Source organism: Amycolatopsis circi, assembly GCF_003385235.1.
Classification (GTDB): domain Bacteria; phylum Actinomycetota; class Actinomycetes; order Mycobacteriales; family Pseudonocardiaceae; genus Amycolatopsis; species Amycolatopsis circi.
This window is the reverse complement of sequence record NZ_PQIA01000027.1, coordinates 25596-44533: the sequence shown is the minus strand read 5'-3', so window position 1 is coordinate 44533 and position 18938 is coordinate 25596. Positions and strand designations below refer to the sequence as shown.

The 18938-nt window shown below is 68.8% G+C and carries 18 protein-coding genes; 6 read left to right on the top strand and 12 right to left on the bottom strand.

Annotated features, from left to right (window positions below; translation table 11 throughout):
- Positions 1-1143: an FAD-binding oxidoreductase gene (locus tag D0D37_RS14790; RefSeq protein WP_116201101.1), complete on the bottom strand. Its 1143-nt coding sequence runs from the start codon at positions 1141-1143 to the stop codon at positions 1-3.
- Positions 1144-1213: 70 nt separating this feature from the next.
- Here D0D37_RS14790 and D0D37_RS14785 point away from each other — a divergent pair, with 70 nt between their 5' ends.
- The 5 genes from D0D37_RS14785 to D0D37_RS14770 all read left to right on the top strand — a co-directional run bounded on the left by D0D37_RS14785 (position 1214) and on the right by D0D37_RS14770 (position 5366).
- Positions 1214-2089 carry a LysR family transcriptional regulator gene (locus D0D37_RS14785; RefSeq protein ID WP_116201100.1) on the top strand — a complete coding sequence of 292 codons (876 nt, stop codon included), beginning with the start codon at positions 1214-1216 and terminating at the stop codon, positions 2087-2089.
- Between the two features lie 211 nt (positions 2090-2300).
- A complete protein-coding gene (locus D0D37_RS48810; protein WP_350539724.1) occupies positions 2301-2378 on the top strand; it encodes a tryptorubin family RiPP precursor in 78 nt (25 codons plus the stop codon).
- Between the two features lie 78 nt (positions 2379-2456).
- Positions 2457-3500, top strand: a complete 1044-nt coding sequence (locus tag D0D37_RS14780; protein ID WP_244223516.1) for a cytochrome P450 — start codon at positions 2457-2459, stop codon at positions 3498-3500.
- Between the two features lie 42 nt (positions 3501-3542).
- On the top strand, positions 3543-4322 hold the full coding sequence (locus D0D37_RS14775; protein WP_116201099.1) for an oxygenase MpaB family protein: 780 nt from the start codon (positions 3543-3545) through the stop codon (positions 4320-4322).
- A gap of 78 nt (positions 4323-4400) precedes the next feature.
- Positions 4401-5366, top strand: coding sequence for a DNA polymerase domain-containing protein (locus D0D37_RS14770; RefSeq protein ID WP_116201098.1), 966 nt, complete (start codon positions 4401-4403; stop codon positions 5364-5366).
- On the opposite strand, the gene D0D37_RS14765 is transcribed toward D0D37_RS14770, so the two are convergent.
- From D0D37_RS14765 to D0D37_RS14755, 3 genes are read right to left on the bottom strand one after another with little or no spacing between them, the layout of a single operon-like run.
- Positions 5349-6086: a class I SAM-dependent methyltransferase gene (locus D0D37_RS14765; RefSeq protein ID WP_116201097.1), complete on the bottom strand. Its 738-nt coding sequence runs from the start codon at positions 6084-6086 to the stop codon at positions 5349-5351. The genes D0D37_RS14770 and D0D37_RS14765 overlap by 18 nt on opposite strands.
- On the bottom strand, positions 6083-6481 hold the full coding sequence (locus D0D37_RS14760) for a 6-pyruvoyl trahydropterin synthase family protein (RefSeq protein WP_116201096.1): 399 nt from the start codon (positions 6479-6481) through the stop codon (positions 6083-6085). Before D0D37_RS14760 ends, D0D37_RS14765 begins: the two co-directional genes overlap by 4 nt.
- Positions 6482-6491: 10 nt before the next feature.
- On the bottom strand, positions 6492-7466 hold the full coding sequence (locus tag D0D37_RS14755; protein ID WP_116201095.1) for a zinc-dependent alcohol dehydrogenase: 975 nt from the start codon (positions 7464-7466) through the stop codon (positions 6492-6494).
- Between the two features lie 33 nt (positions 7467-7499).
- Between D0D37_RS14755 and D0D37_RS14750 the strand changes: the two genes are divergently transcribed.
- A complete protein-coding gene (locus tag D0D37_RS14750; RefSeq protein WP_116201094.1) occupies positions 7500-8216 on the top strand; it encodes a CDP-alcohol phosphatidyltransferase family protein in 717 nt (238 codons plus the stop codon).
- Between the two features lie 573 nt (positions 8217-8789).
- Here the strand turns inward: D0D37_RS14750 and D0D37_RS14745 are convergent.
- The 8 genes from D0D37_RS14745 to D0D37_RS14710 form a co-directional block, all read right to left on the bottom strand.
- A complete protein-coding gene (locus D0D37_RS14745; protein WP_116201093.1) occupies positions 8790-9185 on the bottom strand; it encodes a VOC family protein in 396 nt (131 codons plus the stop codon).
- 58 nt (positions 9186-9243) lie between these two features.
- Entirely contained in the window at positions 9244-9972 is a 729-nt protein-coding gene (locus tag D0D37_RS14740) for an SAM-dependent methyltransferase (protein ID WP_162834248.1), read from the bottom strand.
- A 42-nt stretch (positions 9973-10014) separates the two neighbouring features.
- Positions 10015-10638: a TetR/AcrR family transcriptional regulator gene (locus tag D0D37_RS14735; protein ID WP_116201091.1), complete on the bottom strand. Its 624-nt coding sequence runs from the start codon at positions 10636-10638 to the stop codon at positions 10015-10017.
- Between the two features lies 1 nt (position 10639).
- Positions 10640-11839, bottom strand: a complete 1200-nt coding sequence (locus tag D0D37_RS14730) for an NAD(P)/FAD-dependent oxidoreductase (RefSeq protein ID WP_116201090.1) — start codon at positions 11837-11839, stop codon at positions 10640-10642.
- Entirely contained in the window at positions 11836-12027 is a 192-nt protein-coding gene (locus D0D37_RS14725) for a ferredoxin (RefSeq protein WP_067576490.1), read from the bottom strand. The genes D0D37_RS14730 and D0D37_RS14725 overlap by 4 nt, the downstream gene beginning before the upstream one ends.
- A complete protein-coding gene (locus D0D37_RS14720) occupies positions 12027-13427 on the bottom strand; it encodes a fatty acid desaturase (protein WP_116201089.1) in 1401 nt (466 codons plus the stop codon). Before D0D37_RS14720 ends, D0D37_RS14725 begins: the two co-directional genes overlap by 1 nt.
- A gap of 195 nt (positions 13428-13622) precedes the next feature.
- Positions 13623-17675: a TIGR02680 family protein gene (locus D0D37_RS14715; RefSeq protein ID WP_116201088.1), complete on the bottom strand. Its 4053-nt coding sequence runs from the start codon at positions 17673-17675 to the stop codon at positions 13623-13625.
- Positions 17672-18913: a TIGR02678 family protein gene (locus tag D0D37_RS14710; protein WP_116201087.1), complete on the bottom strand. Its 1242-nt coding sequence runs from the start codon at positions 18911-18913 to the stop codon at positions 17672-17674. Before D0D37_RS14710 ends, D0D37_RS14715 begins: the two co-directional genes overlap by 4 nt.
- Positions 18914-18938 lie beyond the last annotated feature (25 nt).

Here is an 18938-nt window from a genome sequence, read left to right as displayed (position 1 = left end):
TCAGCCCAGCGGCTGTCCGTAGACGAAGCTCCGCAGCCGTCCAGTCGACATCGGGTCAAGCGGAGCGAACAGCTTGGCGTGCGCGGCCTGCACGGTCGCCGCGTCCGGTTCGATCATCGACAGCGCACGCACGGTGTAGCGCGAATCGGCGGTGAAATCCGGTGCCGTCGAGTGCTGGTACGCGCCGCCGAGCAGGTCGATGATCAGCACAGTCGGCACGGGTGCGTCCGGGCCGGCGTGGTCGAGCACGGTGCTCAACACGTCGTCCCGGAGCGTCGGCAGCACGCGGTTGTCGCCGAGGTAGGAGTGCGGGTTCGGCGGTTCGGCGGCGATCTTGCCGGAGTCGGTGAACGGCATCGTGGTGAGCGTTTCCTGCAGCGGGTCCAGCGCGCGCAGCGGCGCGACGAGCTGGTCGCCGTCGCTGCCGAGGTAGGCCACCCGGATGTGCGCGATGTGCTTGCCCTGCAACGGTTCCGGCACCATCGGCAGATCCGGGTAAGGCACCAGTGCGACCGAGGTGCCGACGGTGTCCGGCAGGTCGGCGGTCCAGTCGCGCCAGGTGCGCAGGACGTCCGGGATCTTGGCGGTGTCGAAGTACAGTCCGCCGCCGTACAGCGTGGTCACCGGGACCAGTTCGAACTCCAGCGCGGTCACGATCCCGGCGTCGATCGGGCCGGTCGTGCGCGTGCCGTCGGGCCGGACGATCTCGGCGGAGCGGACGCGGTCCGAAGCCAGGCCGAAGTGCCGGCCGAGGAGACCGAAACCGCCGCCGAGGGTGTAGCCGACCACGCCGACGCCCGGAGCCGAGCCGCTCAACGGCGCGAGCCCGTGTTCGGCGGCGGCGGTGATGACGCTGCCCCAGGTGGTTCCGGCTTCGACGCGCGCCACGGCGCGATCCGGGTCGATGGTCACGCCGGTCATCCGGCGCGTCGAGATCAGCACGCCCTCCGCCGGCGCGCGCAGCCCGTGTCCGGTCGCCTGCACGGACACCGGCAGGTCGCGTTCGGCCGCGAGCCGGACCGCGGCGGCGACGTCGTCCGCGCTGGTGGCGGCGACGACCAGCTGCGGAGTTGAGGTGATGCCGGTCTGGAACCCGGCGATCTCTTCGCGGTAACCGGCCTGGTCAGGGGTGAACGTCTGCATGCCTTCAGCCTGCTGGCTGTTTGCCGATAAGTCCAAGAGATACTAGTTCCAGTAGCTAGAATGACTGGTTATGGAACTGCATCAGCTCGAGTACTTCGTCGCGGTCGCGGAGGAAGCCAACTTCACCCGCGCGGCGGCCCGGATGCACGTCGCGCAGCCCGGGGTCAGCGCGCAGATCCGGCGGTTGGAACGCGAGCTGGGGCAGCCGTTGTTCGACCGGTCCGGACGCACCGTACGGCTCACCGGAGTCGGCGAGGCCGCCCTGCCGCACGCTCGGGCCGCGCTGGCGGCGGTCGCGGCGGTGCGCGAGACGGTCGCGGAGCACGAGGGGCTGGTGCGCGGCCAGGTGGCGATGGGGATGGTGACTTCCCTCGGGCCGGTGGAGCTGCCGGAGTTCCTGGCCGAGTTCGCCGAGCGCTACCCCGGCGTGGAAATCACGCTCAGCGAAGCGAATTCCGACCTGATGGTCGACGCACTGCGCGAAGGACGCCTGGACGCCGCGGTGATCGGCCTGGCCGACGGCGTGCCCGCAGGGCTGACCACGCAGATCGTGCTCGACGAGGAACTTGTCGCGGTCGCCTCGCTGCGGGACGAGTTCGCCGACCGCGCCTCGGTCACCTTGGCTGAGCTGGCCGAGCGTTCGTTGATCTGCCTGCCGAAGGGCACCGGGATGCGCGGGGTGCTGGATCGCGGATTCGCGGCGGCCGGGCTGCATTCGCGGGTAACGATCGAGGCGAGCGATCCGAACGTGCTGGCCAAGCTCGCGATGCGCGGTCTCGGGGTGGCGCTGGTTCCGTCTTCGCTGGCGCGCTACTACGCCGAGGAACTGCACACCTTGCGGCTGCGGCCGGAGCTGCGCGGACAGCTGGCGTTGGCGTGGCGGTCGGACGGCCCGGCCGGACCCGCGGCCCGGGCGCTTATCGAGTTCGCCCAGTCGGTGCTTTAACTCGTCCGCGGGCGGCGAAGGATACCCACGCCGTCTCGGATTCGCCAAGGAATTCGGACCGGAATTCCCGAACCGACGACCCGGCGCTCCCGAACAGAACCGGCCGAGTGGGCCGTTCAGGTTGTCTTGCCGCGAATTCCCGGGAATTCGCCGTACTGTCGGCATCGGCCGCGAGTGCGGTCGAAGTTTCCGAGAAGACGGAGGCATTTCCGTGAAGCTTGTTCGTCTCGTGCGCAAGGCCCTCCCGAGCAAGAGCCTGAAGTCTTACGCCTGGTACGGCTGGATCTGACGGTCCATCAGGTCAGTGCTGGCCGGTTCCGGAATTCCCGGAACCGGCCGGCGCTGCCGCTCGCGAGGAGTTTCTTCGGTGACTATTCCCGCTGAACGGAACAAAGTGCGGCAGGTCGTATTCGCGCCGCGGATTCAAGAACTGTTCGACCGTTATCGGGGGAAATCCTTCTTTCGGCTGGAACCGGACACGGTCGGCGTTGCCGGAGCTGAGTTGATGGACGCGTTGCTGCGCAGCCGTCCGCCGAACGCCGAGGAACGGCCGACGTTCAAGCCCGTGCGCGGCCGGGTCGTCACGCGGCCGGAATCGTCCGCGCTGATGCGGTCGGTCGGCGCGGACGTGCGGGCCGCGCTCAAGAAACCGCTCGGCGAAGCCGACCTCGCCGGAACCTGGCCCGCCGCGCCGCACAACTACCTGCGTGACCTGGTCTTCGGCCGCGAACAGCGCCGGTTCCGGGTCCTGGTCGACCGTCGGCTGGAGCTGACGCCGAAGATCACCTGGGCCGCGGTCGCCACCGGCGCCGCGCTCTGGGGACGGCCCGCGCCCGAGGTCGCGCTGTCCGCGTTGGCGCGGATGGTGCTGGAAGCGGACACCTTCGAGGAACGCCGCTTCGCGATGTACCTCTACCGGCGCGTGGCCGGGCCGATCTGCTTCACCGTCGCCGCGCTGGTCACGAACGCCTTGTGGCTCAGCTCGCCGCTGGACGACGACGTGCCGGCCGAGTACGTGCTCAACGAGGCACTGCGCCTGCTGCCGCCGTCGTGGAACATCCTGCGCGTGCGTTCGCCGGAGTTCGCCGAGGTGGACGCCCGGATCGGCCCGGGCGACGACGTCCTGCTGCTGCCGCTGCTCAGCCACCGCGACCCCGAACTGTGGGACGCACCCGACGAGTTCCGGCCGAGCCGCTGGGCCTCGCTGGACCCGGACACACACCCCGGCTACCTCCCGTTCGGGCACAGCAACGAACGCTGCTGGGGACGGCACATGGTGCTGCCGCTGGCGGAACGCGTCCTCGACCTCGCCCGGCGCGACGGACTCGTCGTCGATCCGGCGCAGACGCGGGCGCGGGTGCACCTGGACGGGCTGATGGAGGTGTCGGACGTGCGGGTCGTACGTGCCTGACGGCTCTTGACAAGGTGTCAACGGAGGCGTTCCCCTAGACGGATGCTCCAGGACGGCATGCTAGGCGTCAGCCTGCTCGCGGGCGGCGCGAACGTGATCATGCAACTGGGCCGGCCCGAAGTCGGGTACGGCGTGCTGGAAAGCCGCGTCGATTCGGGGAATCTCTTCAATCATCCCTTGAAACGCACGCGCACGACCGTCACCTACCTCGCGGTCGCCGTGCTGGGCACGGACGCTGACCGGGCGGCGTACCGGCGAGCGGTGAATGCCGTGCACTCGCAGGTGGTTTCGACTGAGGCGAGTCCGGTGCAGTATCGGGCGTTCGACCGGGAGCTGCAGCTGTGGGTCGCTGCCTGCCTGTGCCATGGCATCGAGGACGCGCACCGCGCGTTTCTCGGTCGGCCCGCGCCGGAATCGTGGTACGCAGAGGCCGCGGTGCTGGGCACGACGCTGCAAGTGCGTCCCGAAGACTGGCCGGACGACTTCGCCGCGTATTGGGCGGACGGACTGGCCCGAGTGGACATCGACGACCGGCTCCGCGAATACCTCACCGCCATCGCGAATCTGGAATTCCTGCCGCTGCCGTTGTCGTTCCTCTTCGGACGGTTCCATCGGTTCGTCACGACCGGGTTCCTGCCGGAGGTGTTCCGCGAGCAGATGCGGCTGCCGTGGTCGGCCGCGGACCAGCGCCGGTTCGATCGGCTGATGCGCGGGATCGGCCGAACGGTCGAACGGCTTCCGTCGCGCGTCCGGCGTTTCCCCTACGACGCGTGCCTCACGGACTTCCGGCGGCGGTTGCGGAAGGGAAAACCGCTCGTCTAAGCGGTTGACCGGGCTCCGGTGGTGGGCAAGGGTTGGCGGTATGGCCACTGCCGACGTAATCCCTGCCGCGGAGGCAGCATGAGCAAAGCGGATGAGGTGCGCGAAGGGGTCTCCCTGACGAACCTTGACCAGGAGCTGTTCGTCGACGCCGGGGTGACGAAGCGCGACCTCGTCGACTACTTCGACGCCGTTTCGGACCGGTTGCTGCCGGTGCTGCGCGACCGTCCGCTGTCGGTGATGCGGGTGCTGCGCGGGCAGGACGCGTTCATGCAGAAGAACCTGCCGAAGTACACGCCGGAGTGGGTGCCGCGGGCGAAACTGTGGGCGGAGAGTTCACAACGGACAGTCACCTACGGCCTGTGCAACGACCGCCGGACGCTGCTGTGGTTCGGCAATCAGCGCGCGGTCGAACTGCATCCCGCGCTGACCCGGGTGGAGCCGGTCGGCCAGACCGATCTGATCATGGACCTCGATCCGCCGGAGGGCGCGGACTTCAGCGTCGCGGTGGCAGCGGCTCGGTTGGTGCGGCAGGCACTGGCGGACGTCGGGCTCGCCGGTGCGTTGAAGACCAGCGGGTCCAAGGGCGTGCACGTCTTCGTGCCGCTGGTTCCCGGTCTGTCCTTTGAGGACGTCGCGGCGGCGACCCGGGCGGTCGGCGCGCGGGCGGAGCGGATCGATCCGCAGCTGGCGACCACGGCGTTCATCCGGGAAGACCGGCACGGCAAGGTGTTTCTCGATTCGACCCGCGCGGGCGGGGCCACGGTTGCGGCCGTTTACAGCCCGCGGATCCGGCCGGGCGCGCCGGTGTCGTTCCCGGTGCGCTGGGCGGACGCGGACAAAGTCAAAACGGCGGATTTCACGGTGAAGACCGCGGTGGAGCTGCTGGGCAGCGCTGATCCGTGGGCGGAGGAATTGCCGGAGCCGCAGGAACTTCCGGCGGATCTGGTGGCCGAGGGGCATACGATCCCGGTCGCCCGGGTCGCGGCGATGCACGAGGGCAAACGCCGGGCCCGGGCGCGACGGGAGTCAGGGGAGAGCGAGTAAATCCTGGTGGTGCACGGTGACTTCGGTGATCTTCCGGTCCTGAGGCACTGCCAAGGACGGGTCTTGTTCTCGTGCTGCGGCAACGAATCCGCGATACCAGGTGTCGATGAGTTCGCGATGTTCTGGGCCGAGCCGCCACGGTGACGGTCTGGTGTGGACTGTCCAGCCGTGCCGCTGGAACTCTGCCGCGGTGAACGCGACGGCTTCCGGACCTAGCTTTCCGTCTCGCCGCTGGTGGTCGTTGAAGGCGGCGTTGAGGGCTTCATCTCCCGCGTCCGCAGGGCCGATCTGAGCTGATCCGGTCACGGACAAGGTGAGCAAAGCCGGACATCGGGCGTCTACACAGGACTTCACTAGTCGCTGGATCTCCTCCTGGGTAAGAAGATCCAGCAACGCCGAAGCCGTGACCAAAGAAGTGCCGTTGATATCCAGCCGGGTCACATCGGCTTGTTCCGTCTCGACGCTGATCCCCGGCGGAAGGCTGCGCGCGGCGATCTCCAGCAATCGCGGGTCCTGGTCGTGCAGGATCCACCGCTGCGGCTTCGGGAGGCGACCGCCCAGCCAGCGTCCCATCGCGCCGGTGCCGCAGCCGAGATCCCGGATGACCGCCGGACTGGGCGGCAGCAAGGCAACCAGATCGGCCGCCCGGGCCGCGGTATCGGCTGGCTCTCTGAGTTGCAGCCATTCCGGCGCGTAACCGGAAGAGTCCACTGTGGTCACAAGGAACGCTCGTATCCGGCCGAAGCGGCGTGGGATTCGTGCAGGGTAACCGAAATCTGCGCCAGCCCTCGAGCGTTCTCGCCGAGTTCCCCGGCGTGAATGCGGCCCGCGAGCCGGTCGGCGATCACCTTGGCGAGGTACTCCGTCGACGTGTTGATCCCGGCGAAATCGGCTTCGTCGTCGAGGTTCCGGTAGTTCAGGTCGGCGAGCACCGCGCCGAGCTGCTGGGTGGCGAGCCCGATGTCGACGACGATGTTGTCCGAGTCCAATTCGGACCGCCGGAACGTCGCGTCGACCACGAAGGTCGCGCCGTGCAAGCGTTGCGCCGGGCCGAAAACCTCGCCGCGGAAACTGTGGGCGACCATGATGTGATCGCGCACGGTGACACTGAACAACGCGTTCTCCTTACGGGTAGGTGATCCGGTGAGCCAGTCCGCGCAAAGTTCCGTCCGCCAGTCGCGCCGCGACGTCCGGCAGCTCGGCGAAGGCGGATTCGCTGGTGACCAGGACGTCGAACGCCGGGTCCGCGAGCAGCCGCAACGCCAGCGCCATCCGGTCGCCGTAACCGCGCCGCGCCGCGCGAGCCGGTGACACGGTACCGACCTGGCTGCCGCGCACGGTGAGCCGCCGCGAATGGAAGTTCTCGCCGAGCGGCACCGACACCTGACGGTCGCCGTACCAGCTCAGCTCGACGACCGTGCCCTCGTGGCCGAGCAGTTCCAGCGAGCGCGCGAGCCCGGCGTCGGTCGCGCTGGCGTGCACCACGAGGTCGAGGTCGCCGGTCGCGGTTTCCGGGGTGGCGTAACGGATGCTGAACGCGTCCGCGACCTCCGCGCGGTCCGGGTCGGGGTCGACGAGCTGGACGTCCACGCCGGGAAACCGGGACAGCAGCCGCGCGACACTGCAGCCGACCATGCCCGCTCCGACCACCGCGATCCGGTCGCCGACCAGCGGTGCCGCGTCCCAGAGCGCGTTCACCGCGGTCTCGACGGTCCCGGCGAGGACTGCCCGCGCCGCAGGAACGTCGTCCGGCACCACCGTGACCGCCGACGCGGGCACGACGTACTCAGTCTGATGCGGATACAGGCAGAACACCTGGCGACCGGTCAGCTCCGGCGGTCCAGATAGGACTTCGCCGACGTTCAGGTAGCCGTACTTGACCGGCCACGGAAAGTCGCCCTCCTGATACGGCGCGCGCATGATGTCCTGCTGGCTCTCGGGCACGCCGCCGCGCAGCACGAGACTTTCCGTGCCGCGGCTCAACGCCGAAAATCGCGTTCGGACCAGCACTTCGTCGGCTCGCGGAGCAGCCAGTTCGGCCGATCGGATCTCCCCGCCCGCGGCCGAAGTGAACCAGAAGGCCTGCGCCGCCCGTGTCAAGGTTGTCCTCCGTTGCTGCCGGATCGAGGAGAAATGGCTGTCTCCACCTGTACACGAACCCCGGCCGAGCTGGGTTCAACCGTCGTCCAGCAGGCCCCCGCGCTGCTGGCGCAGCTCGCGTTGCTGACCCTGCTGACGGTGACGACCGGCCTCGGCCTGGCCGGATGGGCAGTCGGCGTGGCCTACCTGCTCGGCCTGCTGGTGCTGCTCACCCAGGGCGCCTGGCGGATCCGGGTCTACCGGCTGGGCCCCGCCGACCAGGTGACCCTCGCCCGAGCGGCCCTGATCGGCACCGTGACCGCCTTGGTGGCCGACCGCCTGGACGGGCACCCGCCGCTGGCCTTGATCGTCCCGATCGCAGCGGTCGCCCTGGCCCTGGACGCACTCGACGGCTACGTCGCGCGCCGCACCGGCACCGTGTCGGCGCTGGGGGCCCGTTTCGACATGGAAGCGGACGCGTTCCTGATCCTGGTGCTGAGCGTCCTGGTCGCCACGACGGCCGGCCCGTGGGTGCTGGCAATCGGCCTGATGCGCTACGCCTTCGTGGGCGCGGCCCGGCTGTGGCTGTGGCTCCGGGCACCGCTGCGCCCCAGCCGGGCCCGGAAGGCGGTGGCGGCTTTGCAGGGAATCGCCCTGACCGCCGCAGCGGCAGGACTCGCCCCGGTGGTTCTGGCCGGGGTTGCGGTGGCGGCGCTGAGCTGGTCTTTCGGTCGGGATGTGTGGTGGCTGTACCGGAACCGCGCCGCCTAAGGCGCGAATTCCGCTACCGCGATTCTCCACAGCCGGGGTTTTCGTATCGGAAACCGTGCTTCCCGGACCGGAGCGGCTCTTGATTCCGCACTGCGGCAAAGGGCCAGCCGTTCGCCCTGAACAGCGCCGCCTCGGCGGACTACTGCAGGTAGAACGGGCTGGCCCCGGGATGCGGTATCGGCCCCCCTCAGGCTGATTGCCAACCTCCCAATGCCCACCATAGCGGTGCCCGAATAGCCGCGCTTAACCCGTCCGTGGCTAACCGGTCGGTATTCCTTTTCGCGGTATCTGTCGGTGAGTCAATAGTGCCGGGAATTGCTCTCGAGCTGCGGATCCGCGGTGATTAGCGATCGCAAAAAGAAACCGTACGGGGATCTTGCTGGCTCGCTCCGCGCCTAGCTTGCCGTCGGGACCGCCGCCGACGACCACGACCCGCGCGTCCGCGAACAAGCGACGAACGAGTTCACTGGCGACGGTGCCTGGCTCACTTCTCCATCGCGCAGTCCCCTTCCGGCGACGTGAATATGCCCGCATACCCGCGAAAGGCGGATACGCGAGCCCTCCATCAGCGCCTCAGCCCTTGGCGCTCAACTGCCACGACACGCCCCACCGGTCATTCACCCACGCGAACGGGCCGAAGCCGTAGTCGTCGAGCGGCATCAGCGTTCCGCCGCCCTCGCCGAGGGCTTCGTAGATCCGCTTGAGTTCGCCGGCCGAGTCGACGGTGACGAACAGCGAGGTCGACGGCGTGAAGTCGAAGGCGTGCTGGACGAAGCTGTCGCTGCACCGCACCCGCTGCCCGGCGACGGTGAACTCGGCCATCACGATCGTTCCCTCCGGGCCGGGGCCGTCGGCGCCGTAGCGCTCTTCGGACAGCACGGAGTCGCCGGGGAACAGCGAGGTGTAGAAGGCCATCGCCTCGGCGGCGTCGCGCTTCTGGAACATCAGGAACGGCACGAGGTCGGTCATCGGGCTGCCTTTCGCGGGTTGGGGTCAGGTCCGAACGTCGCATTGACAAGAAGTTTTGTCAAGCGCGCAGCACGACGCAGGCGAAGCCGAACGAATGCCGGTAATCCCGGAGCCACTCGTCACGGTGGGTGGCCGCGGCGGCGAGGGCTTCGGTCTGGTCGGGGTCTTCCGGGTGGTCCAGGGCCCATTCGGTGACGCTGCCGGTCCACGACCATTCGTAGGCGTCCAGTTCGCCGCGGGTGCTGGTGTGGCCGTGAGTCGGCGTCCAGCCGGCGGAAGCCACCTGGTCGAGGAGTTCGGGCAGGTCTGGCAGGTCGCCGAAGATCTCGACGGCGGCGGGGGTCGGCTCGGATTCCCAGTAGGCGTCGCCGATCAGGGCGCGGCCGCCGGGGCGGACGTGGGCTCGGGCGGTGTCGAGGGTCGCGGGGAGGCCGCCGAAGGCGTGGGTCGAGCCGATGCACAGGACGGTGTCGAATTCGGCTGCGGCGGGGAATTCGGCGGCGGGCTGCTGGTGCAGCGTCAGGCGGTCGGCGACGCCTCGCTCGGTTGCGGCGGCGCGGGCGCGGGAGAGGGCGAATTCCGAGGTGTCGACGCCGACGGCGCGGAGTTTCGGGTACGCGGCGAGGGCTCGGATGAGCCATTCGGCGCCGCCGCAGCCGAGGTCCAGCACAACGGCGTCCTCGCGCGGGATGCTGCGGTCTAGCAGGCGCTGGACCTCGTCGTCGCTGATCGGGGACGCGATGGGGTGCCGGGCGTGGGCGAGTGCGGAAAGTCGTTCACGGTTCACGCGCGGCAGGCTGACACGCGCGCCCCGGAACGCGCACCTCGATTACGAGCGGGTGCGCATCGACGCCGACGGGGCGGTGCCGAGCACGCGGGTGGCGACCCAGGCCAGGCCGTCGGCGGTTTCGGCGGGTGTGCCGGACGGCTGCATCACGTGGCTCAGCACGGTGCGGACGACGAGGTCCATGACGACGGTGAGCTGACCGTCGTCGAGCGGCGGCGCGTAGCTGCGGACCCGGTCGAGCAGGACTGCTTTCGCTTCGGTGAGCAGGGTGCCGGCGCGGGTGGTCAGCAGCGGCAGGAATTCGTTGTCGGTGCCGTGCGTCGCGGAGGCGATGGCGCGCAAGAGGATGTTGTCGTCGGCCAGTTCGAGCACCGCGCGGACGGCGTCGTAGATCGCCTCGACCAGGTCGTCCGGATGTCGGTCGAACGCGGTGCTCACGACGGCGAGAAACCGGCGCAACTCGTGCGAGATCATCGCCTCGGCGAGCGCGGTTTTCGAGCCGATCTCGTTGTAGACGGTCTGCCGGCTTACCCCGACCAGGTCGGCCAACCGCGCCATGGTGACCGCTGACCAGCCGGATTTCGCGGTGAGTTCGATGGCGGCGGTGATGATGGGCTGCCGGTACTGGCCGCCCGCGGGCACCGGAAGCACGCTCATGGCCGTCATTCTAGGCGGCCATTTCGTTGGCGAAGGAGACTGCCTCGGACCACGGGGCGCGGGCGGCGATCCGCTTGCGGTACTTCATGATGTCGCGCGGCCGGTCGACGGTGAACGCGCCGACGAGCCGGTCGCCGCGCCGGTACAGCGCGGTGCAGCCGTGTTCGGCCGGGACCATGCTGACCTGGTCCGCCCGCGGCGTCCCGACGAACTGGATGCGGTGCGAGTACCAATCGGACCAGAAATACGGCACGGCGCTGAACACCCGCGCGCTCGCGGGGTCCAGCGCGTGCCGAGCCGCGGCCGCACCCTGCTCGGCCGCGTTCGTCCAGTGCTCCAGGCGCATCAGCTCGTCGTCGAACAGTGCGTTCGCCACGTGCGCGACGTCGCCAGCTGCGTAGACGCCGTGTGCGGCGGCGAGGGTGCCGTCGCAGACGATGCCGCCGTCGCGTTCGTGCAGCAGGAGTCCGCTGTCGCGCAGCCAGCCGGTGGCCGGGACCGCGCCGATTCCAGCGACGACGAGGTCGGCTGGCAGGACTTCGCCGCTGGACAGCTGGACTCCGGTCACCGCGCCGTCTGTCGTGGTAAAGCCGGTGACCCGGGTACCCAGGCGAAGGTCGGTGCCTGCCGCTCGATGCAGCTCCGCGCAAGCCTCGCCGACTTCGGGGCCGACCGCGCGTACCAAAGGCGTGTCGAGAGCTTCCACAATGGACACTGGCAAGCCGCGTTTACGCGCGGCGGAAGCGACTTCCGAGCCGATGAAGCCAGCGCCGATCACGACTGTCCTAGAGCCACTGTCCAATGCGGACCGAATAGCAACGGCGTCGTCCGCAGTGCGCAGGGAGTGGATGCCGGAGATCTCCTCGGTGCCGGGGAGAACTCGGGCGGTGGCTCCGGTGGCGATGACTGCGGCGTCGTAGCGGACCGTCGTTTCGCCGGTGTGGATCTCCCGGGCGATCGGGTCGAGTCCAGTCGCGGGAGTGCCCAGCTGGAGTTCGACGCCAAGGTCGTGCAGGTCGTCCGCGCTGAGAAACGGTTCCACCGCAACGGGTCCGTCCGCCGCGAGGAAAGCCTTCGACAGCGGCGGCCGGTCATAGGGCAGGCGATCCTCCGCGCCGATCAGCACGATCCGGCCGTCGTATCCAGTTCGTCGCGCCGATTCGACCGCTCGCAGTCCCGCCAGCGACGCACCGACCACCGCGAGCGTCATGACACCAGCTTCAACGCGAGCACCGGGCAGGCGTCGACCGCCGCGGCGAGGTCGGTCCGGTGCTCCTCGCCGGGGTTCCCGTCGAGCACGACGACCGTGCCCTCGTCGCCCACCTCGAAGAAGTCCGGAGCCATCGCCTCGCACATGCCCAGGCCGTCACACTTGTTCAAATCCGCTTCGATCCGCATCACACACTCATCCTTCCGGGAGCGACGAAGTCGACCTTTTCCCTTACCCCGCAGTCAGGACAGCACCAACTGTCCGGAATGGACGACCACGGCGTACCGGCAGGGAAGCCTTCGCGCGGGTCGCCGCGCTGCTCGTCGTACACATATCCGCAGCCGGGGCACATCCCGCCTTCGCTGGCGTCGCCGCGCACGTCGTCCGGCACGGCAGCCGTCTCGGGAGCGGAAGACCCATACCGGGCAAGGACTTTCTCCCGCTTCGACGGCTGGATGTTCGCCCGGCTGAGGTCGCCTTCGAAGTGGTTGAGCACCCGCTGGTCCATCACACGCCGCCACAGCGGCGGAAACAGCGCGAGCACGATCATCCCGGCGTACCCGGTCGGCAGCACCGGCGATTCGGCGAAGTCGCGCAGGGTCTGGTAGCGACGCGTCGGGTTGGCGTGGTGATCGCTGTGCCGCTGCAGGTGGTACAGCAGGACGTTGGTCGCGATGTTGTTGGAATTCCAGCTGTGGCTCGGATCCACGCGCTCGTACCGGCGCCGCTCCGGCGGCCCGACCTTCTGCCGCAGCATCCCGTAGTGCTCCATGTAGTTCACGACTTCCAGCAGTGAGAACCCGATCACCGCCTGGATCACCAGGTACGGCAGGATCCCGACGCTGAGCCACGCCACCATCGCGACCCACAGCACCGCGGACATCAGCCACGCGTTGAGCACGTCGTTGCCGATCCGGAACGGATGCTTGTCGCGGCGCGCGTAACGCTTGCGCTCCAGCCCCCACGCGGATTTCAGCGAACCGAACACCGTGCGCGGCCAGAACCGGTAGAAGCTTTCGCCGACGCGGCTCGACGCCGGGTCCTCCGGGGTCGCGACGCGTACGTGGTGGCCGCGGTTGTGCTCGATGTAGAAATGCCCGTAAAAGCTTTGCGCCAGCGCGATTTTCGACAGCCAGCGCTCGTGGCTTTCCTTCTTGTGGCCCAGCTCGTGCGCGGTGTTGATGCCGATCCCGCCGATGCAGCCGATCGAGATCGAGAGGCCGATCCTGTCCACAACGGACAGTTCGCCGCGGGCGATCAGCCAGAAAGCGAAGACGAACCCGACGTACTGGATCGGCAGGAACAGGTAGGTGATCCACCGGTAGTACCGGTCCTGTTCGAGCCGCTCGATCACGTCGTCCGGCGGATTGCTCCGGTCGAGGCCGGCGACCAGGTCGATCGCGGGCACGATCGCCAGGATCACGATCGGCCCGATCCAGAGCCAGACGCCCCAGCCGGTCGCGGCGTGCAGGCCGATCGCGAGAAACGCGAGCGACGGCACGACCAGCCCGATCAGCCACAGGTACCGCTTCTTGTCGGTCCAGCGTTCGGTCGACCCCAGCGGCACCGTGCCGGTCATCTCGCTCATCGCGCCCTCCTCCATTGGCTGGCTTTACATGACGGTAAGACATGTACACCCCGATTGACAAGAGCCGAAGAAATGTAAACCAGCCACGACCGGGTGAGTCCGCAGGTGGAGCTGTCCGTGAGGGGAACCCTGAGGGACTCTGAGTCCCTCAGGGTTCCCCTCACGGACGTCGGCCGAGCGGTGAGCGAGCGGCGGTTACTCCGCGTCTACTGAGAGAAGCTGGTGTCCGTCCCAGGTGAAGCGGGCGGTGGTGACCGCGTCGTCACCGTCGGCGCCGGTGATGAGCTGGTGGATCCCGATCCCGCTGAGTTCGGCGTAGACGCACCATTCGTGGTCGGACGTGAGCATGAGATCCAGGTCCAAGGCGGACAGGAGGGCGAACACCTGGCCGCGGTTCGTCGTGTCGACGCCGACGAAGACCTCGTCGAGCAGGATGATCCGGGGCGCCTCCGGCACGGCCTGGTAATGCGCGGCGACGGCGGCGAAGAGCGGCAGGTGCAGCGCGATGGCCTTCTCCCCGCCGGACAGCGCGCCGTGCAGTTTCCGGGTCAGCGGCTGCCAGCCCTCGCCGTTGGCCCGGTCGACCTTCACCACGAACCGGTGCCACGCGGTGTAGTCGAAGACCTTGGCCAGCTGCTGTTCCCAGCCGGTGGCGGTGTCGTCGGCCTTGGCCTCTTCGATCCGGTCGCGGAAGAACTGGTGCAGGGATTCCCGATCGGCGGCGGTCAGCCGGACCGGGTCCTTCAGCAGGAGGTCGCGGGCCGCCTTCGTGCCGGGCGGGAGGTCGGCGGCGACCTGCCAGACCAGCCGGACCGCGACCTTCGACGCGGTGCGCACCTGCTCCAGCCGGTTGTTCATGTTCTCGACCAGCTCGTTGGCCTGGCGGATCCGCGCGGCGAGGTGCCGTCGCGTGTCGCCGGTGAGGGTCTGGTCGAAGAGTTCTCGCTCCCGCTCGGTGATCTCGCGGCGGCTTTCCTCGGCCTCGGTGTGCAGGATCTTCAGCAGTTCGGCCGCTCCGACCCGGATCCCGTCCACCACGGCGGTGAAGATCTGCACGTCCTCGTCTGTTTCGAGGTCGAGGTCGGCGCGAGTGTGGAGAACGTCCCGGCACGTGTGCATGGACTCGGACAGCCGGTGCAGCGCGTCGCCGATGTTGCTCGGGGAGTGCGGGACACTCGGCCAGGCCGCGGCTACCAGCCGTGCGGCATCCAAAGCGGCGCGCACGCCGTCGCTTGAGCCGAGGACGGTTTCGAAGCGCTCAAGGTCGCTCAGGCCGCTGTCGGCGGGGAACACCCCGGACGCCAGCCTGCGGAAGCGGAGCGCTGCCGCATCGCGGTCGGCCACCGCTTTCTCGTGTTCGGCCGCGTCCGTTTCCCGGCGGTTGCGCCATTCCCCGACCTCGATCGCCAACTCGGTATGCCGGCTTTGCGTGGACTTCCGCGCGGCTTCGAGTTCGTCAAGGTGCACGCGAATCTTTTCGATCTTGGCCGCGACCTCGCGATACTCGGCCCCGGCAGTGCTGTCTACGGCTTCGAGAGTCGCCGCTAGCTCCAGGTACTGTTCCTCGTCTTCCGCCGCTTCTTCTGCCCGCTGACGGGCATCGTCAGCAGACCGGTCCGCCTGCGTGGCCAAGGAGTCGAGCACTTGCCGCGCCGAGCGCAGCCCCTCGTGGCTTTCCAGCCAGTTCTCGCACGCGGTGCGGAACGCGCGGGTGGCCGAGGCCAGATTCGCCAGCGCGGCCCGTTCGCCGGGCATCCCGTATTCGGCGGCGCAGGCGGTCAGCGTCCGCAGGGCATCCGCGACCTCGTGTTCTCGCCTGCCTACCCGATCGATGCGCTCGCGCACTAGCCGATCGGCCGCGGCGAGTCCGATTTCCGCTCGGTCGAGGTGCCTGGCGGCGGTGTTGAGGACTGTGTGCGGAGGCAGGCTCGCTCGCTCGTCGCGCACTGTTCCCCGGCGTAGGGACAGTGCGGACAGCTCCGTCTCGACCTCGGCTATTTCCGTGCTCAGTAAGAGGGTTTCGTTTTGCAGTTCCTCGATTCGCAGCTCGCGAGCACGTCGGCGGGCGGCCGCGCCGATGTAGGCCGGGCGCTCCTTGCGCCAGCTGCCGGTGAGGTTTCCGAGCCGCCACGATCCGTCCGCTCCGATCGCGGCGGGGCCTTCTGCGGGCAGCACGTCGCCGAAACTCACCGAAGCGAGCAGCTTGCGCATCACGGGTGCCGGGACCTCGCCGTCGGGCTCCGGGGAAAGGACGTCCGCGAGCGAACGTCCGGCCGCCGCGGGCAAAGCGTCCGGGTCGGCGAAGACGTCGTGCCCCTGAACCTCTCCGCGCGAACCGACCCAAGCGTCCAGCAGTCCCGCGCCTTCGAGCGCGGCTTCGATTCCGGCACGGTCGTTCTCCGGACTGGCGGCGGAGAAGTCGACAAGCCGCCACAACGGCGCACCGGTCATCCGCGTCCGGTCAGCGGTGCGGGTCGGCGGCGCGGGCGGGGGAAGGTCTTTCTCGGACTGGAGCCGGGCGATCTCCGCGCCGCAGTCGTCCCGTCGCCGCCGCAGTTCGGCCACCTGCGCTTCGCGGGAAGCTTCCTGCCGGGTGATGTCCTCCAACGCCGTGTTGACCGCGTTCTCCGCCTCGGCGTTCAACGCCCGCTCTGATTCGAGGAGGTCCAGCAGCAGGTCAGGATCGGGAAACGACAGTTCTCGACAGGCACCTGCCCACGCGAGCACATCGGTTCGCAGCTGTTCCAACGCGGCTGTCTGCTGCTCCGCCGCAAGATCCAGTTCGTCCTTCGCCGCGGAGAACGCCGACCGCGCTTGCTCCAGTTCCTCCTCTGCCTGGCCTCGTCGCTCGACTGCGCGCTCGTGGCCGTCCAGCGCTTCGTCGACTACCCGCAGCTGCTCCTCCCGGCTTTGCGCGGCGGCGCGCAGCAACGGCCGGGCTGCGGCCGGGTTGTCACCGTCCAGCTGCGCCGCGATTTCGCCGTGCACGCTGGGCATCCCGGCGCGTGCAGCGGCCTGCCGGGTTTCGTCGGCCAGGTTCCGTACGTGCTCCGTCCGGCGGCGGACGTCTTGCTCCGCATTGCTCCTGGCGCGCTCGTCGTCCTCCGCTGCTTCCTTCTTTCGGCCGGACTCGGCCCGCGACCGCTCCGCCCGGGACTTGGCGTCGCTGGTCCGCCTGCGGAGAAGGTCCAGTTCGGAACCGCGCTGGTATGCCTCGCTCTCGAGCAACCCGGTCTTGCGAGCCGACGAGGTGCGGATCTGCTTGGCCAGTTCTTCGATCTGCTGCTCGGCGGCTTCCTTTTCCCGCGTCGCGGTTTCGTATCGGGCCGCTGACTCGTGCGCTGTCGAGGCTCGCTTCTCCATCTCGGTGGTGGCTGAGATGAGCGTGCCCGCGCCGGCGCGCAGCACTCGCTGGGCGTACGTCCGTTGCCTGGCAGCCAGCGCGCGGGTCGATTCGACCAGCTCCTCCAGCTCTTTCAGCCGCTCGTGATGCTTGTCCAGCCTTTCGAAGCCCTCGGCGAGGTCGGCGATTTCCTGCTGGCCCAGCGGCGGGAGTGCTTTGGAAAGCAGATCGGACAGCATGCCCGGGTCCAGCCGCTGCGACAGCTTCGGCATGCGCAACTGGAGCAGCGCGAGGATCAACGCGTCGAACCGCTGTTCGCTCAGCCCGGGGAAAAGCGTGGTGCGGACTTCGGCCCGGTAGTCGGTCGCGTTCCCGTAGAGCGTGCCGTCGGCGCCGAGCCGTTGTTCGAGCACCTGCCGGGTCAGCGGCTGACCGGAGTCGTTGACCAGGCTGAGGCCGCCGGGAACCCCGATCCGCTGGGACGTCGTGAAATAGTCCGGGTGCACGGCCGAGGTGCGGGAACTGGCCTGAAGCCGTGCGCCGCAGGTGAACCACCTCTCGGGGGCGCCCGGGAAACGGAACTCCAGCCAGACGTATCCGACCCGGGTCACGCCGGTCGCGCCTTCGCCCATGAGGTTCCAGTGCATCGTGCGCTCACCGGTGCCGAACGTGGACAACCTGTTCGCGCGGAGGCTCGCGTCGAAGAGGAACGGCAGCAGCAACTCGAGCGCTTTCGACTTGCCGCTGCCGTTCGGGCCGCGGAGCAGGAGCCGGCCGTGGTGGAATTCGAAGACCTCGTCGTAATACCGCCAGATGTTCAGTATTCCGGCGCGAGCCGGTTGCCAGCGGTCCGCCTGGCGGGAGAACGTGTCCTCGGCATGCCGGGGGAGTTCGGTGACCGTCATCCTGACGCTCCTTCGGAATCGGCGGTCCGGGCCTCGCGGACGGTGTAGCGCGCCGCCGCGGGAAGCGGCCGGACGATTCCGGAAGACAGCTGGGCCAAACCGAATGCCATCAGCACCTCGATCGCGTCGGCGGCCAGCCGCGCGGCACCGTCCGGACCGCGATATCCCTCGGCCCAGCGAGGGAAACGGCTGAGAAGTCCGGCCGCTTGGACGCGCAGTTGCTCGACCGTGACCGGGCCGGCGAGCGTTTCGAGCAAGAGGAGCGCAGCCACTTTCGCGTTGCCCGCGTCGTCGGGGAACCGAGAATCCGTCGCGACACTCTCGACGTCCACCAGCAGCACGCCCTCCGCGCGCTCTTCCAGGACGAAGCCGCCTTGTTCGGCGGCCCGGCGGAGCAGCTGCCGTCCGGTGGGCGAGGCGAGGTACGCGCGTTCGGCATCGCTGAGGTCGTCGAAGTAGAGCACGGGGTCGTCGACCAGCCGACGGAAAACCGAGTGCCGGAGCCACAGATTGCGCTGCACCTCGGATTGCCCGGGGCGATCGCTGTGCGCGCTGGAGACGCCGTAACGACGTTCGCGGGAAACCGCGGCGAGGAGTTCCTCGAAACGAAGCGCGACTTCGTCAAGCGGCACCTCGAGACGAGAAGGCCCGATCGGCGCGGACAACAATCGCAGCACTAGCGTGCCGTCGATCTGGTACAGCACCTTGGCTTCGGCCGATTCGACGAACGCTTCGGTCGAGCCGTCGACTGCGTCGAGAACGCCGTAGTGCTCCAGCAGCCGGAGGACGTCGACCAATGCCCTCCGTTCTTCGCGGCTGGCGGTGTCCAGCGTCGTGATCGCTTCGTCGGCGGCGGTGGCTTGAACCACTCGCTTCGCGAGCAGCCCGATGGTGGTCACCGGCGTCGCGAGCAGCTCCGCCGCGGTCACGCACAGCAGCACGTAACGCCGCCGGTCGAACGGAGCTTTGCCGGAGCGGAGCCGGCGCAGCGGCCGGCGTGGGTCGTCGGCTATCCGCACTTTGGCCAGTCGCGCGTAACCGAGTCGCGACTCGATCGTCAAGGCCCAGCCGCAGTAGTAGTCGAACCATTGCCGGATCGGCTCGCCGCGTCGCCGGATCAGGTCGAACGCGTCCGGCTTGCCGCGTTCGGTGATCAGCGGGGCGGCGAGGAGCTGGCGGATTCCCAGCGCGACCTCCTCGCGCTCGGCCGCGGCCAGTTGATTCGCCAGCTGGCTCATGCCGTCGCCTCCTTGAGGAGTTCCA

Coding starts and splice junctions, on each gene's coding strand:
- D0D37_RS14785 (WP_116201100.1), top strand. CDS start 1,214: ATGGAACTGCATCAGCTCGAGTACTTCGTCGCGGTCGCGGAGGAAGCC.
- D0D37_RS14710 (WP_116201087.1), bottom strand. CDS start 18,913: ATGAGCCAGCTGGCGAATCAACTGGCCGCGGCCGAGCGCGAGGAGGTC.
- D0D37_RS14735 (WP_116201091.1), bottom strand. CDS start 10,638: ATGACGGCCATGAGCGTGCTTCCGGTGCCCGCGGGCGGCCAGTACCGG.
- D0D37_RS14730 (WP_116201090.1), bottom strand. CDS start 11,839: ATGACGCTCGCGGTGGTCGGTGCGTCGCTGGCGGGACTGCGAGCGGTC.
- D0D37_RS14775 (WP_116201099.1), top strand. CDS start 3,543: ATGCTCCAGGACGGCATGCTAGGCGTCAGCCTGCTCGCGGGCGGCGCG.
- D0D37_RS14770 (WP_116201098.1), top strand. CDS start 4,401: ATGAGCAAAGCGGATGAGGTGCGCGAAGGGGTCTCCCTGACGAACCTT.
- D0D37_RS14745 (WP_116201093.1), bottom strand. CDS start 9,185: ATGACCGACCTCGTGCCGTTCCTGATGTTCCAGAAGCGCGACGCCGCC.
- D0D37_RS14725 (WP_067576490.1), bottom strand. CDS start 12,027: ATGCGGATCGAAGCGGATTTGAACAAGTGTGACGGCCTGGGCATGTGC.
- D0D37_RS14790 (WP_116201101.1), bottom strand. CDS start 1,143: ATGCAGACGTTCACCCCTGACCAGGCCGGTTACCGCGAAGAGATCGCC.
- D0D37_RS14750 (WP_116201094.1), top strand. CDS start 7,500: ATGGCTGTCTCCACCTGTACACGAACCCCGGCCGAGCTGGGTTCAACC.
- D0D37_RS14720 (WP_116201089.1), bottom strand. CDS start 13,427: ATGAGCGAGATGACCGGCACGGTGCCGCTGGGGTCGACCGAACGCTGG.
- D0D37_RS14715 (WP_116201088.1), bottom strand. CDS start 17,675: ATGACGGTCACCGAACTCCCCCGGCATGCCGAGGACACGTTCTCCCGC.